This window comes from Sphingomonas sp. AC522 (assembly GCF_979258125.1).
In genome coordinates this window covers 2,846,847-2,861,270 of sequence record NZ_OZ409836.1, presented here as the reverse complement: position 1 = coordinate 2,861,270, position 14,424 = coordinate 2,846,847, and the positions used below count along the sequence as shown (strand labels likewise).

At 64.4% G+C, this 14,424-nt stretch carries 10 protein-coding genes, 2 tRNA genes and 1 pseudogene; 10 read left to right on the top strand and 3 right to left on the bottom strand.

Going from position 1 to position 14,424, the window contains the following annotated elements:
* Positions 1 to 332: 332 nt before the first annotated feature.
* Positions 333 to 1,052, bottom strand: a complete 720-nt coding sequence (locus ACZZZM_RS14435) for a hypothetical protein (protein ID WP_463595774.1) — start codon at positions 1,050 to 1,052, stop codon at positions 333 to 335.
* On the opposite strand from ACZZZM_RS14435, the gene lon reads away from it, so the two are divergent.
* The 3 genes from lon to ACZZZM_RS14420 all read left to right on the top strand — a co-directional run bounded on the left by lon (position 1,051) and on the right by ACZZZM_RS14420 (position 4,247).
* A complete protein-coding gene (gene lon, locus ACZZZM_RS14430) occupies positions 1,051 to 3,447 on the top strand; it encodes an endopeptidase La (RefSeq protein WP_463595773.1) in 2,397 nt (798 codons plus the stop codon). The genes ACZZZM_RS14435 and lon overlap by 2 nt on opposite strands.
* 299 nt (positions 3,448 to 3,746) lie before the next feature.
* Positions 3,747 to 4,019 (top strand): HU family DNA-binding protein, encoded by a 273-nt coding sequence (locus ACZZZM_RS14425; protein WP_331015301.1) that lies wholly within the window; start codon positions 3,747 to 3,749, stop codon positions 4,017 to 4,019.
* A gap of 153 nt (positions 4,020 to 4,172) precedes the next feature.
* A tRNA-Val gene (locus ACZZZM_RS14420) sits at positions 4,173 to 4,247 on the top strand.
* Positions 4,248 to 4,301: 54 nt separating this feature from the next.
* Here ACZZZM_RS14420 and ACZZZM_RS14415 read toward each other — a convergent pair.
* Positions 4,302 to 4,868: an alpha/beta hydrolase gene (locus tag ACZZZM_RS14415; RefSeq protein ID WP_463595772.1), complete on the bottom strand. Its 567-nt coding sequence runs from the start codon at positions 4,866 to 4,868 to the stop codon at positions 4,302 to 4,304.
* Between the two features lie 276 nt (positions 4,869 to 5,144).
* Here ACZZZM_RS14415 and ACZZZM_RS14410 point away from each other — a divergent pair, with 276 nt between their 5' ends.
* Together ACZZZM_RS14410 and ACZZZM_RS14405 are read left to right on the top strand one after the other, a co-directional pair.
* Positions 5,145 to 6,770 carry a hypothetical protein gene (locus tag ACZZZM_RS14410; protein WP_463595771.1) on the top strand — a complete coding sequence of 542 codons (1,626 nt, stop codon included), beginning with the start codon at positions 5,145 to 5,147 and terminating at the stop codon, positions 6,768 to 6,770.
* 94 nt (positions 6,771 to 6,864) lie between these two features.
* Positions 6,865 to 9,573, top strand: coding sequence for a TonB-dependent receptor domain-containing protein (locus ACZZZM_RS14405; protein WP_463595770.1), 2,709 nt, complete (start codon positions 6,865 to 6,867; stop codon positions 9,571 to 9,573).
* Between the two features lie 55 nt (positions 9,574 to 9,628).
* Here ACZZZM_RS14405 and ACZZZM_RS14400 read toward each other — a convergent pair whose 3' ends face one another.
* Complete coding sequence (locus ACZZZM_RS14400; protein ID WP_463595769.1) at positions 9,629 to 10,294, bottom strand: prolyl hydroxylase family protein; 666 nt, start codon at positions 10,292 to 10,294, stop codon at positions 9,629 to 9,631.
* 104 nt (positions 10,295 to 10,398) lie between these two features.
* On the opposite strand from ACZZZM_RS14400, the gene ACZZZM_RS14395 reads away from it, so the two are divergent.
* The 5 genes and pseudogenes from ACZZZM_RS14395 to ACZZZM_RS14375 all read left to right on the top strand — a co-directional run bounded on the left by ACZZZM_RS14395 (position 10,399) and on the right by ACZZZM_RS14375 (position 14,301).
* A tRNA-His gene (locus tag ACZZZM_RS14395) sits at positions 10,399 to 10,475 on the top strand.
* A gap of 24 nt (positions 10,476 to 10,499) precedes the next feature.
* A complete protein-coding gene (locus ACZZZM_RS14390; protein ID WP_463595768.1) occupies positions 10,500 to 11,549 on the top strand; it encodes a Glu/Leu/Phe/Val family dehydrogenase in 1,050 nt (349 codons plus the stop codon).
* Between the two features lie 242 nt (positions 11,550 to 11,791).
* Positions 11,792 to 13,371 (top strand): annotated as a pseudogene (locus ACZZZM_RS14385) (M20/M25/M40 family metallo-hydrolase).
* A gap of 76 nt (positions 13,372 to 13,447) precedes the next feature.
* Positions 13,448 to 14,173, top strand: coding sequence for a heme ABC transporter permease CcmC (gene ccmC, locus ACZZZM_RS14380; RefSeq protein ID WP_463595767.1), 726 nt, complete (start codon positions 13,448 to 13,450; stop codon positions 14,171 to 14,173).
* Entirely contained in the window at positions 14,170 to 14,301 is a 132-nt protein-coding gene (locus tag ACZZZM_RS14375; protein WP_463595766.1) for a hypothetical protein, read from the top strand. Before ccmC ends, ACZZZM_RS14375 begins: the two co-directional genes overlap by 4 nt.
* Positions 14,302 to 14,424 lie beyond the last annotated feature (123 nt).

Here is a 14,424-nt window from a genome sequence, read left to right as displayed (position 1 = left end):
GGCGGCGGGACGCAGCGGGCGGCCGTCGAGGCTGACTGCAGTGACCAGGAAATTGCGGTCTAGATCGATCAGCAGCCGGTTGAGAGCCGCGGAGGTGCGCAGCGTGAGCGTGGCAATGCCCTGAAGCTGATAGGTGGCGGGCATCACCTCCACGGCGAGATCGACATGCTCGAGATGCAGCGCCGCGCGCTCGGGCGATATCGGCCCGCCCGATTCCTGCGTGGTCGCAGTGATCGGCGGCTCGCCGGGCTTCACGGCCTGGGCCAAAGCAGGGGAGGCGAGGGCGAGCGCCGAGGCGGTAAGGAGGAAACGAGTAAGGATAGGGCTCTCCATCAGGCGAGTTCGACCGAGAAGGTCTCGATATCTAAGGTGAAATAGGGTTTGCCGTCCTGCAGGATCGTGATCGCCTGCGGCCACCGGATCACGTCGTCGCTTATGTTGCCCTCCAGGAGGAAGCGCTGCGCGATCATCGCATCGCTGTCCGGGCTGGAAACGGCATAATCGGCAGCCATCACGGCATCGCCTTCGAGCAGCAGGTTAGCGGGGGGCAGGCCCGAGCGCTGCGCCACCAGATGATCGCCCTCGACGCGCGTCGGCGCCTGGACGAGCAGCATATAGCCGTAAAGGCCATATTGCTGGCGCTCATGTTCTGCCTGACGGGCCGGAAGCGGCTTCCGCTCGCCGCCGCGCTCGAGGAACCCGCTTTCGGGTTCGATGATCAGAATACGTGTGTCGGTGGTGCCGGCGAGCCGCGTCTCGGAGCGCGCGCGGACGAAGGGCTCGACGCGCGTCTTGACTTCGATTTTGCGCTGCCGATCGCCCGCGGTCACTGTGGCGCTACCGGTCCAGTTGAGGGCCTTCACCCGCGACAGTCTTTCGCGGCCGCCCATCGCTGCGATCGCGCGGTCGAGCAGGTCGGGAGCGACGCCCGCCCGCGCTGCCAGCGGCAGCAGTAATCCACCGGTAAGTAAAGCTCTGCGATTGATGCTGCTCGCCGCAGCCCCATATAGTGTAGGAACGAGGCCCCGATCGGGCCGACCCGGAGTATCCATGAAGCAGTCCTACCCCGTCCTTCCGCTTCGCGACATCGTCGTCTTCCCGCACATGATCGTGCCCCTCTTCGTAGGCCGCGACAAGTCCGTCGCCGCGCTCGAGGCCGCGATGGCCGCCGACAAGGAAATCTTCCTCGTCGCGCAGCTCGATCCTGCCGAGGACGACCCCGGCCGCGAGGATCTGTACGACACCGGCGTCACCGCCGAAGTGCTCCAGATGCTCAAGCTTCCGGACGGCACCGTACGCGTGCTGGTGGGTGGCAAGGTGCGCGGCCAGCTTCAGTCGATCGACGAGAGCGGCGCATATCTGACCGGCGAGATCGCGCCGGTGGAAGAGAATGAAGTTGAAGGCACCGAAGTCCAGGCGCTGATGCGTTCGGTGATCGACCAGTTCGAGAATTACGCCAAGCTCAACCGCAAGTTGCCGGCCGAAACCGCAGTTCAGCTCGCCGAGCTCGACGATGCCTCGCGCCTGGCCGACGCGGTCGCGGCGAATATCGCCGTCAAGGTTGCCGACAAACAGTCGCTGCTGGTCGAAGTGAATCCCCAGAAGCGCCTCGAGATGGTGTTCGCCTTCATGGAGGGCGAGCTGGGCGTGCTGCAGGTCGAGAAGAAGATCCGCAGCCGCGTGAAGCGCCAGATGGAGAAGACCCAGCGCGAATATTATCTCAATGAGCAATTGAAGGCGATCCAGCGCGAGCTGGGCAATGAGGGCGAGGAAGGCGATGGCGACGAGATCGCCGAGCTGACCCAGAAGATCGCCACGCTCAAGCTGAGCAAGGAAGCGCGGACCAAGGCGACCGCCGAGCTCAAGAAGCTCAAGACCATGGCGCCGATGAGCGCCGAGGCGACGGTGGTGCGCAACTATCTCGACGTGCTGCTCGGGCTGCCCTGGGGCAAGAAGAGCAAGGTCAAGAAGGACATCGCTGCGGCGCAGGCGATCCTCGACGAGGATCATTACGCGTTGGAGAAGGTCAAGGACCGCATTGTCGAATATCTCGCGGTGCAGGCGCGGACCAACAAGTTGAAGGGCCCGATCCTGTGCCTCGTCGGCCCGCCCGGCGTCGGCAAGACCTCGCTCGGCAAGTCGATCGCCAAGGCGACCGGACGCGAGTTCATCCGGCAATCGCTCGGCGGTGTGCGCGACGAAGCCGAGATCCGTGGGCATCGCCGCACCTATATCGGCTCGCTGCCGGGCAAGATCGTGTCGAACCTGAAAAAGGCCGGGGCGTCGAACCCCCTGTTCCTGCTCGACGAGATCGACAAGCTCGGCCAGGATTTCCGCGGCGATCCCGCTTCGGCTTTGCTCGAGGTGCTCGATCCCGAGCAGAATTCGAAATTCCAGGATCATTATCTGGAGATCGACATCGATCTCTCGGATATTATGTTCGTCACTACGGCGAATAGCCTCAACCTGCCCCAGCCGTTGCTCGACCGCATGGAGATCATCCGGCTCGAAGGCTATACCGAGGATGAGAAGGTCGAGATCGCCGAGCGGCATCTGATCGAGAAGCAAATCGAAGCGCATGGGCTCAAAAAAGGTGAGTTCACGCTCACCACCGAGGGCCTGCGCTCGCTGATCCAGCATTACACCCGCGAGGCGGGCGTCCGCACGCTCGAGCGCGAGATCGCCAAGCTCGCACGCAAGGCGCTGCGGCGGATCCTGGAGAAGAAGGCGGAGAGCGTGACGATCACGCCCGAGAACCTTCATGAGTTCGCCGGGGTGACCAAATATCGCCATGGCCTGAGCGAAGAGGAGCATCAGATCGGCGCGGTCACAGGGCTCGCCTGGACCGAAGTCGGCGGCGAATTGCTGACGATCGAGAGCGTGACCGTGCAGGGCAAGGGCGCGATCAAGACCACCGGCACGCTTGGCGACGTGATGAAGGAGTCGGTCGAGACCGCGTTCAGCTTCGTCAAGGCGCGTGCACCGACCTATGGCATCAAGCCGAGCCTGTTCCAGCGCAAGGACATTCACGTCCATCTGCCCGAAGGCGCCGTTCCCAAGGACGGTCCGTCGGCTGGCGTCGGGCTGGTGACTGCGATCGTCTCGACGATGACGGGCATCCCCGTCCGCCGCGACATCGCCATGACTGGCGAAGTGACTCTCCGTGGCCGGGTCTTGCCGATCGGCGGCCTCAAGGAAAAGCTGCTCGCAGCGCTTCGCGGGGGCATCAAGACGGTGCTGATCCCCGAGGAGAATGAGAAGGATCTGGTCGAGATCCCGGCGAACATCCGCGAGGGCCTGGAGATCATTCCGGTCAAGCATGTCGATGAAGTGCTCAAGCTGGCGCTGACCGAGGGCCTGACGTCGATCGACTGGACCGATGCGGACGAGCTGGCCGCGCAGCCGCCGGTGGGGATCCCGCCGGCCGGGGATGCGGTGCATCACTAGAGCCTTCCCCTCCCTGAAAGGGAGAGGCTAGGGGTGGGTTAGAAAAGGTCGGGCTCGATGCCCGGCCTTTTCTTTTGGTGGCGCGGAGCGCTCGCTACGCTCGCAACTCACCCCCAACCCCTCCCTTTCAGGGAGGGGAGCTGAGAAGTCGTTCACCCCTCGCAAACCCTGTTTTCGCGGGGATTTGCGCCGGAAAGGCTTTGACAGCGGTGGCGGTCGCGTGCTGATTTGCGGGCTGGATCGCCGAAACGACTCATTATTCTTTACAGCCATGCATTTGCCAGGGGGACATCAGCAACATGAACAAGCAGGAACTGATCAGTCAGGTCGCCGATAATTCGGGCCTGGGGAAGGGCGATGCGAGCAAGGCCGTGGAGGCCGTGTTCGATGCGATCTCGGCCTCGCTGAAGCGCGGCGACGAAGTCCGCCTGGTGGGCTTCGGCACCTTCTCGGTCAGCAAGCGCAAGGCCTCCACGGGCCGCAATCCGCGCACCGGCGAGGAAATGACGATCAAGGCCTCCAACCAGCCCAAGTTCAAGGCCGGCAAGGGCCTGAAGGACTCGGTCAACTGACCTTGTGGCCCTGACCCGGTCGGCGGGGGTGCAGTCGAAAGGCTGGCATTTGCAGGGTTCGAGTCCCTGTCATGGGTCCTCTCAAACGGACCTCTGGACAGCGCACCCCGCTAAGGCTAGAGGCCCGCTTCCGAATTCGCCCGAAAGGCGTTCGGGCGCGTAGCTCAGCGGTAGAGCACACCCTTCACACGGGTGGGGTCACAGGTTCAATCCCTGTCGCGCCCACCATTTCAAAGGCTCGTTGATCGGAAGATCGGCGGGCCTTTTTGGTTGCGCCAAAGCCTAGGCGACGATGTCGAACGCCCGGGCGACGCGCATGTCGCGTTCGACCACGCGCGCGGTGAGCCGTATCAGGGCGGTCTGGGCCTGCTGCCACGCACTGCCGTCTTCTGCCTGCCAATTGTCCAGCGATCCGCTGCCCCAGCTCTGAGCGAGCGCCACAGCGCGGCGGGTGGCATTTTGCTCGACGATTGCGGACGGGAAGGGGAGTGGGGTCGCCGGCGAGGCGAACCGCTCGTCTCCTGCATCAGCGCCGCGCGGTGCGAACAGCAACGCCCCCGCGACTTTGGACACATAGCCCGCGGGCGACAGTCGCGCCCACCAGGCAGTGGCGAGGCAGCTTTCACCGCTGGCGATGAGCAGCACGGGCTTGTCGGCGCGCAGGACGGCCTCGTCGAGCCGCGCCGCCCACAGATTGCGCTGGCCCGGCGTATCGGCGGCATAGTCGATATGCGTATCGCCGAAGCGCGGCCAATCGAGCAGCGCCTTCCAGGGCGGGATGCGCAAGCCCGAACCGGCAGTGGTGATGACCGAGAAAAGATCGGGCGCAGGCACAGCCAATGACGTCATCGCGCGTCTCCAATTCCCACCCGCAGACAGGGTATTGCAGCCCCGTCTGCTTGCAAACCCCTTGCGCCAAAGAGCCGCGGCGGTGCGCCGAATCGCCGGCCGGGCCGGTTCCGTAACAATCCCGTCACGCGGGAGTCTCCGAACCTTCTTCGAACTTCCACGGACGAGTCATGCAAGCGCCCTAGCCGACCCCTGCGGCCGACGGGGGACAAGCCGAGTCGGTCTCGCACAGTTTTCAGAACCCGCAATCCGGCGTCGGCCGGACATGGAGAACCTATGCCCAGCTTCAAACGTCTCAGCATGATCCTTTTGACGAGCTGCGCCGGCTTCGCCGTGGCCGCCTGCGACGGCGCCAGCAGCGTTGCCTCGCCAGGGGCGGGGACGATCAACTTCCCGGCGCCCGCGCCGACCGCCACGACGACGCCCACGCCAACCACTACGCCGACGCCGACCGCCAATTTCGCGGCGACGACGGTGAGCGGCGTGACGGTCACGCAGGAAGAGCAGCTCGCGATCTTCAACGCCGGCGCCGGCAACACGCTCAACGGCACGAACCCGCTCAACGGCTTCGCGCCGCAGGGCACCGCTGCCTCGCTGGCGCCGTTCAATGCCGCAACGCTGAGCCCGTTCCTGGTCTCGACCGGCTATGTCGGCGCCGTCGCCAACGGCAGCGATACGTCGTTCCGCGACTGGACCTGCAGCTCGTCGACGCTCAACTTCACGACCGCCACGACCGTTCCGGCGGCAAATAGCTGCGTCAGTTCGCTGGCGCGCACCGCGGCGGCACCGGCCGCTAGTGCGTGCATCGCCGGCACTGTCGATGCCGGCACCAACAACAATTATCGTCTTTGCCGCCTGCCGACCGTCGTTACCGGCACGCTGACCCTCACTCGAGTGGACGGCGTGGTCTATCAGATCAACGGTCGCGTCGATGTCGGCGTTGACGTCGGCACCACCGGCGCAGCGCCTGGCGGGGCAGTGGCGACGCTCAATGTCGACCCCGGCGTGATCATCGCGGCGAACGCGAACGATGCGGCGAACGACTTCATGGTCGTCAATCGCGGTTCGAAGATCAACGCCGTGGGCACCGTTTCCCAGCCGATCATCTTCACTTCGCAGCAGAACCTAAATCCGGCCGGCACCAGCGATTCGACGCAGGGCCAGTGGGGCGGCATCATCCTTGCCGGCCGCGCGCCGATCTCGAACTGCATCAGCGGCGTCAACGATGCGGCAGGCAGCAGCACGACCTGCGAAGCAGTGGTCGAAGGCACCGGTAACGCCCTCTACGGCGGCGCCGTCGCGGCCGACAGCAGCGGCACGATGCAATATGTGCAGATCCGCTATTCGGGCACCGAGATCACTCCGAACAACGAGCTGCAGGGCCTGACGCTGGGCGGCACCGGATCGGGGACGACGCTCGATCATATTCAGGTCCACAACAGCTCGGACGACGGCGTCGAGATTTTCGGCGGGCGCACTAACCTAAAATACATGGCGATCACCGGCGCCGATGATGACGGCTTCGACGTGGACGTGGGCTGGCGCGGGTTCGTCCAGTTCCTGATCGTCGCGCAGAAGACGATCGGCGCTACCAGCGACAGCTTCTCGACCGAGATCGACTCGAACGGCAACGAGGACCTGCTGCCGCGAACCTTCGGCACCTATGCCAACTTCACCTTTATCGGCACGACGGCGAGCGTTCCGGCGACAGTGCGCCTCCGCGGCGGCGCCGACTTCACCTTCGTCAACGGCATCATCAGGACCGTCGGCCCCTGCATCAACATGGTGGCCGGCGTCGACGCGAACGGCGGCAAATCGACGATCCGCCCGGTCAATGCCGGCATCCAGGACCTCGGGGCGCCGGTGTTCAACTCCAACTACCTGGCCTGCAACGGCTTCTGATCACCTGCGCCCAGCCCAATCGACGGCGCCGGAGCAGCGGACATCCGCGGCTCCGGCGCTTGCCCCAGACAGACCCTCGCTCCGGATGGCAGCCATGAACCAGAAACTCGCTTTCGCCTCGCTTCTGATCGCCAGCACGACGCTGGTGAGCCCCGAGGCCCTTGCGCAGGTCGCGACCCAGACGCCGCCATTGGTGCCGGCTGCCGATCCCAATGCCGGCACGGAAGGCGCGCAGGACGAAACGCAGGAGGTCGAAGTCTCGGCGCCCGGCTTCGATGCGGCTGCGGGCGAGGAAGTCGTCGTGCTCGGCCGGCACATCCCTGATGTGGTCCGCGCGACACCGCAGGTCGTGTCGGTGCTCTCGTCCGAAGACATCGCCCGCACCGGCGAGGGCGATATTGCCGGCGCACTTACCCGCTTGACCGGCATGAGCGTGGTCGGCAACGGCTTCGTGTTCGTGCGCGGGCTCGGCGACCGCTATTCCTCTTCGCTGCTCAACGGTTCGCCGCTGCCTAGCCCCGAGCCGCTGCGCCGTACGGTGCCGCTCGACATCTTCCCAACCAGCATTGTCGGCAGCGCGCTCGTTCAGAAGACCTATTCGGCCAACTATCCGGGCGAGTTCGGCGGGGGCGTGATCAACCTGACTACGCGCGCCGTGCCGCAGGAAAGCTTCCTGCAGCTCGGTGGCAGCCTGGCTTATGACAGCGCGACCACCAATCAGTTCGGCTATGTCTATGACGGCGGGCGGCTGGATTCGCTCGGCTACGACACTGGCGAGCGCGACGTGCCTGACTTCATCCGCACGGGCGGACTCACCACCAACGTGTTCACTTCGGCGCAGGCGGCACAGCTGACCAATGCCGAAACCACGCTGCTGCTGCAGAACGACAATATCCCGGCCAACTGGAATGCCGAGTTGAGTGCCGGGCATTCGTTCGATGTCGGCGGCGTCCGGCTTGGCGTGATTGCCTCGGCGAGCCTTGGCAACAGCTTTCGCACGCGCGACGCGTTGCAACAGGACACCGCCGATCCCAGCGGGGCCGTGCGCAGCGATTTCCGCACGGTGCTGACCGACAACCGCATCGTCGCCAATGGCTTGATCGGGCTGGGTGCGGAGTTTGGCGAGCATCGCATCCGCTGGACCAACCTCTATATCCACGACACGCTCAAGCAGGCGCGGCTGGGCACGGCGACGGTCTATCCCAACAGCAACGGCAATCAGGTGCTCGAGCAGAACACCAATTGGTTCGAGCGGCAGCTGATCGACACCCAACTGACCGGCGAGTTCAAATTCGGCGATGTCTCGTTCGATGTCCGCGGCAGCTATGCCAATACCAAGCGCAATGCGCCCTATGAGCGCTTCTTCTCCTATCGGTTCGATCCGGTGCGACAGGCCTATGTCAACAGCCTCAACGGGCTGGGCGAATCCGCGACCGTGGCGTTCAGTGAACTCGACGAGAATTTGTGGAGCGGGCAGGCGGATATCAGCTATCGCCTGCCGATGTTCGCCAGCCCGGTGACGGTGTCGGCAGGCTATTTCTACAGCGATGCGCAGCGCAGCTCGACGCGGTTCGACTTCCGTTACCGCTCTTTCAACGGCAGCGGCATTGCCGCGCCGGCCAGCTATTTGCGGCCCGATTTCCTGCTCTCGATCGACTCGATCATGGGCGCTTGCCCCAATCCGACGACGGTGGCGGCGGAAGCGGGGTGCATCCGCTTATTCAACCTCTCCAACGCGCAGGGCGCGGCGCAGTACGACGCGAGCCTCAAGATCAACGCCGGCTATGTGCAGGTCGAGGGCGAGGTGGTGAAGGGTGTTCGCGCGACTGCGGGCGTACGTTACGAGAAAGCAGTCGAGTTCGTCACCACAAACAGCGCGCTGTTCCAGGGCACTAGGCTGGACAATGGCTATTGGCTGCCTGCGGCGACGATCACCTGGAATTTCGCGTCGGACATGCAGCTGCGTGCCCACGCCTCCAAGACGATCGCGCGCCCGCAGTTCCGCGAGCTGGCGCCGCAGGTCTATCGCGATTTCGAATCGGACCGCCTGTTCTTCGGCAATCCCCAGCTGATCGATTCGAAGCTGCTCAATTTCGAGGGCCGCTACGAATGGTTTTTCGGCCGCAACCAGCGCTTCACCGCGGCGGGCTTCTACAAGAAAATCGACAACCCCACCGAGCAGGTCGCGTTTTTCCCGACGCCCGATTCTAGTCTGCAGACCGGCTTCTCTTACGCCCCGAGCGCTACCTTGTGGGGTGCAGAGGTCGAGGTGCAGAAATATGTGCCGCTTGAGGCCTGGGGCGGCTTCTTCGCCAGCCGCCGGCTGATGCTGATCGCCAACTACACTTATACCAAGTCGAGCATCCAGTCGGGTTCCGAACTGGTGCCTAGCCCGATCCAGAATGGCAGTGGCATCGCAGTGCTGGTGCCGTCGAGCCAGCTCTTCCGTGACGGCGCGCCGCTGACCGGGCAATCGGACCATCTGGTCAACCTGCAGATCGGCATCGAAGATACCGACTCGCTCTCGCAGCTAACCTTGCTGTTCAACTATGCCAGCGAGCGGGTGACCAATCGCGGTGCCAATTTGCTGCCCGATATCGTCGAGACGCCGGGTGTGCGGCTCGACGTGGTCGCGCGGCAGGGGGTGCAATTTGGCGGCGCCGAATTCGAAGTGAAGCTCGAGGCCCGCAATCTGACTGGCACGCGCTACCGCGAATACCAGCAGTTCGAGAAGAATGCGGTGGAGACCAATCGCTACCGGATCGGGCGAACCTTCTCGCTGGGAGTGAGCGCGAAGTTTTGAGGTACGGCGTCATCCTGACGAAATCTCAGCTTCGCTGGGATGACGGCCTCATCGCTCAACCCCAGGGCTTCTCCCGAAACCACTGAGTAATGACGTATTTGAGTCCCGTGCGGACCTTCATTGCGTGGTGGAGCGTCGAGGGGTTGGGCGTGCCGTTGACCCGCATGTTGTTCCAAACCAGCAGCTTGCCGGTCTCGGGATAGACGATCTTGTCGATCGCCTTGAACCGCGTCGCGCCGCCGGCTTCGACTTCGTTCAAATAGAGCATCGCAGTCCAAGTGCGCTGGCCGGCGACGCTGCAATAGCGGTCGTAATCCGCGCCGCTCGGCTCGAAATAATCGGTGTGCGCCTTGAATTCCTGGCCGATCTCGTAGCGCTGACCCTGCATCGGCTCGCCATGCGCCGGATCGAGCCCGGTTAGCGCAATGATACGGCGCTTCAATTCCATCACCATCGGATCGTTGCCCGCCAGATCGCAGGTCTCGCTGGTGCGGAAGGCATAGTCGCCGTTCGAATCGGCGATGGTCGAAGGGCGGCGCTCGGCATCGATCTTTATCATCAGCAGCTGGCAGAGCTCGGGCTCGAGGAAGTTCTTGGCGATGAACATCTCGACCTTCGGGTTCGGCACGCGCTGGACCCCGGCATGGCGCATGATGTGCTGGGCGACCGGGCTGGAGCCGGTGACTGGGCTGGCGCCATAAGTGACGGTAACGTTGTGCATCTGCTTTTCCTGCCAAAAGCGAGGCTGCGATGCCAGCGCGGCGACAAGGTGCCGCAACTATCTTGCGCTCCGCTTCCACCCCCGCTAAGCGGCCAACCTTCGTGGCGACCGTAGTTCAATTGGTTAGAGCGTCGGCTTGTGATGCCGGAAGTTGCGGGTTCAAGTCCCGTCGGTCGCCCCATTTTCTCGCAGCTCGGAACCAGACATGATCACCGACTGGGGCTTCCCCGATTTCGACGACCATGAGGGCGTGCACCTCTTCAGCGATCGCGATTCGGGGCTGAGCGCGATCATCGCGGTGCATTCGAGCAAGCTCGGCCCGGCCGCAGGCGGCGTGCGCTTCTGGCATTATGCCGATCACCGCGCTGCGATCACCGACGCGCTGCGCCTGTCGCGCGGCATGAGCTACAAGAATGCGATGGCGGACCTGCCGCTGGGCGGCGGCAAGGGCGTGATCTTGGCCAACGAGCCGGGCGCGACGGTGACCAATGCCCAGCTCGAAGCATTTGGCCGCGCAGTCGAATCGCTGAGCGGCAAATATGTGACTGCCGAGGATGTCGGCATGTCCGAAGAGCGGATGAAGGTCGTCGCCACCCAGACCCGTCACGTCTCCGGCCTGCCGGTCGCTGAAGGCGGCGCGGGCGGCGATCCGGGGCCGGTGACGGCGCGCGGCGTCTATCTGGGCGTCAAGGCAGCGGCGAAGCGCGGGCTGGGCGCGGACGACATGCGCGGCGTGCGCGTTGCGATCCAGGGCGTCGGCTCGGTCGGCGGCGGCGTCGCGCGGCTGCTGGCGGCGGACGGCGCCAAGCTGACGCTGGCCGATGTCAACACCGAGCGCGCCAAGGCGCTGGCGGCTGAGCTGGGCGCCGAGGCAGTGGATGCGGACGCGATCCTGAGCCTCGATGCCGATCTGTTCAGCCCCAATGCGCTGGGCGCGATCCTGACCGAGCAATCGATCCCGACGCTCCAGGCCAAGGTCGTGGCGGGCGGCGCCAACAACCAGCTGGCGACCCGCGCGGACGGCAAGCGGCTCCAGGATGCGGGCGTGCTCTACGCCCCGGATTACGTGATCAACGCCGGCGGCATCATCAATGTCGGCCTCGAGTATCTCGGCCAGGGCAATATGGCCGAAGTGCAGGCGCGGGTGGACCGCATTCCGCTGCGCCTAGTGCAGGTGTGGGACGAAAGCGCGCGCACCGGCGATCCCGAGAGCGAAGTCGCGGACCGGATCGCGCAGCAACTTATCGGCCGCTGATTCGCGAGGCTTGAAGCTCCGCGATCTGCTTAGCTTCACAGTTTTCCCGTGAATCGTGAAAGTTCGTTGCGTGGCTGCGTAAGTTTGTTGCGGTGGATTTTCGACGAACGTTGACGATTTCAAAGAGCGTGTGACGGAGTCTGTCATAGATGCACGGCTGTAGGACAGGGTGCCTTTTGCGCCTTGTCAGCGTGATTGGGCGCCCATAGCATCGCTTATCCCCCTCCTTTCCGGAGTTTCCGATGCGCTTTATCCCGCTAGCTGCAGCCTTGCTGCTTTCGACCAGCCCCGCTGCCGCGCAGGGCATCAACCGCGTGCTGATCACGCGCGTGGTGGACGAGGGTACCAACCGCTCTCAGGTGATGAAGACGGCGGAGCATCTGACCGACACGATCGGTCCGCGGATGACCAACTCGCCGGGGATGCGCGCTGCGGAGAAGTGGACGCAGGAGCAGTTCCGCGCCTGGGGGCTGAGCGAGGTTCATAAGGAAGGCTTCGATTTCGGGCGGGGCTGGTGGATCGAGCGATCCAGCGTGCGGATGATCACGCCGCGGCCGATCGAGCTGACCGCGATTCCGATCGCCTGGACCCCGGCGACGAACGGCACGCTGACGGCGCCGATCATCGTTGCGCCGATATCCGACCGCGGGGATTTCGAAGGCTGGCGGGGCAAGCTTCGCGGCAAGATCGTGCTCGTCTCGACGCCAGGGACGGGCTCCGAACCCGACAAGCCGGCGTTCCAGCGGCTGACCGATGCCGATCTGGCCAAGCTGGACGTCTATAAGGAGCCGAGCTGGGATCCGGCGAAGCTGGCGCAGGCGATGCAGAATGCCCGGTTCGACAAGGAATTGACCGATTTCCTCGCCACTGAAGGCGCCGCCGCTTATGTCACGCGCTCGCGCAGCGACGGCAAGCTGGTGCACGGTGAAGGCTATCTCCATCGGGTGGGAGAGACGCCCGCTATCCCCGGCGTCGAAGTCGCGGCGGAGGATTTCGCCGACTGGTCCGCATGGCGCGCAGGGGAACTGCGCCGACTCTTGAGATCGTCAGCAACGTCCATTTCGACGATAGCGACACCCAGGCCTATAATATCATCGCCGATATCAAGGGCAGCGACCCCAAGGCCGGATATGTGATGGCGGGCGCGCACCTCGATTCCTGGGCCGCGGCCGATGGCGCGGCGGACAATGGCGCGGGATCGGCGATGGTGATGGAAGCCGCGCGAATCATCGCCGCGCTGGGCGTGAAGCCCAAGCGGACGATCCGCTTCGCCTTGTGGTCCGGCGAGGAGCAGAGCCTGTATGGCAGCATCGCCTATATCGAGCGGCATGTGGCCAAGCGCCCGGCCCCCGATCGGCCGCTCGGCGCCGACGAACTCTATTATAGCTGGGCGACGCGCTATCCGATCACGCCGCTGCCGGGGCACAAGGATCTCGTCGCCTATTTCAACATCGACAATGGATCGGGCAAGATTCGCGGCATCTATGCTGAGAATAATCTGGCGGTCGTGCCGATCTTCCGCGAGTGGCTGGAGCCGTTTGCGCCGATGGGCGCCTCGGCGGTGGTCGTTCAGAAGACCGAGGGCACCGACCACCAATTCATGCAGACCGTGGGCATTCCCGCCTATCAGTTCATCCAGGACCCGCTCGACTATAATTCGCGCCTCCACCACACCCAGCTCGATACGTTCGATCATCTGAAGGCGGCGGACATGCGGCAGGGGGCGATCATCCTGGCGACCTTCCTGCTCAATGCGGCGAATGCCGATGCGCCGCTGCCGCGCATGCCGATCCCGACCCAGCCCAGCCCGACGGTGCCCTAAGCGCTGCGCGCTCAACCGAGCCGCGATGGGGGAAGATGCGATAGATTCCCCCCGCAAACCCGGCTAACCCCGGCGCGTGCCTGCACTCCATGCCCTCGCCAATCCTGCGCGCTTCCTGAAGATCGCCCGGCCGCTCACGCCGGTCCTGTTCTGGGTGGGCGCGGCGCTGGCCCTGTTCGGCGCCTATGCCGGGCTGGCGATGACGCCGCCGGATTATCTGCAGAAGGAATCGGTTCGCATCCTCTACATCCACGTTCCCTCCGCCTGGCTGGGGATGGGGGGCTGGAGCGGGCTGGCGATCGCGAGCCTGATGTATCTGATCTGGCGGCATCCGCTGTCGAATCTGGCGGCGCGGGCGATCGCGCCGGCGGGGGCGGTGTTCGCCGCTTTGTGCCTGATCACCGGATCGATCTGGGGACGGCCGACCTGGGGCACGTGGTGGGAGTGGGATGGGCGGCTGACCAGCATGCTGCTGCTGTTCTTCATCTACATCGCCTATATCGCACTGGCGCGGGCCGATGCCGAGCGCGGCGGCGACGGGCGGGTGCCGGCATTGTTCGGCGTGGCGGGAAGCGTACTGCTGCCGATCATCCGCTATTCGGTGGTGTGGTGGAACACGCTGCACCAGGGACAGAGCATCGGGCTGACCAGCTCTTCCATCGATAAAAGCATGATCTGGCCGCTTTATTTCACACTCGGCGGGTTCACGCTTCTGTTCGGCGGGATCGTGCTGATGCGGATGCGCGCGATGCTGGCGACGCAGAAGGTGGAAGCGCGGATGCGGCGGATGGCGGCCCAATGAACCACTGGACTTTCGTGATGGGCGCCTATGGCGTGACTCTGCTTGGGACAAGCGGGCTGGCGCTCGCCAGCTACCTTGCGATGCGCAAGGCCGAGGCTGCTGCGGATGCGATGAAGGCTGGGAAGTGATGCGGGTTGCTCAAATCTTCTTCCCTCCCTGCAAGGGAGGGGCCGGGGGTGGGTCGCATCCTGGCGTACCGATGCCGGGCGCCATGCGGAGCCGTATCGCGGTCATGCACCCACCCCTAACCT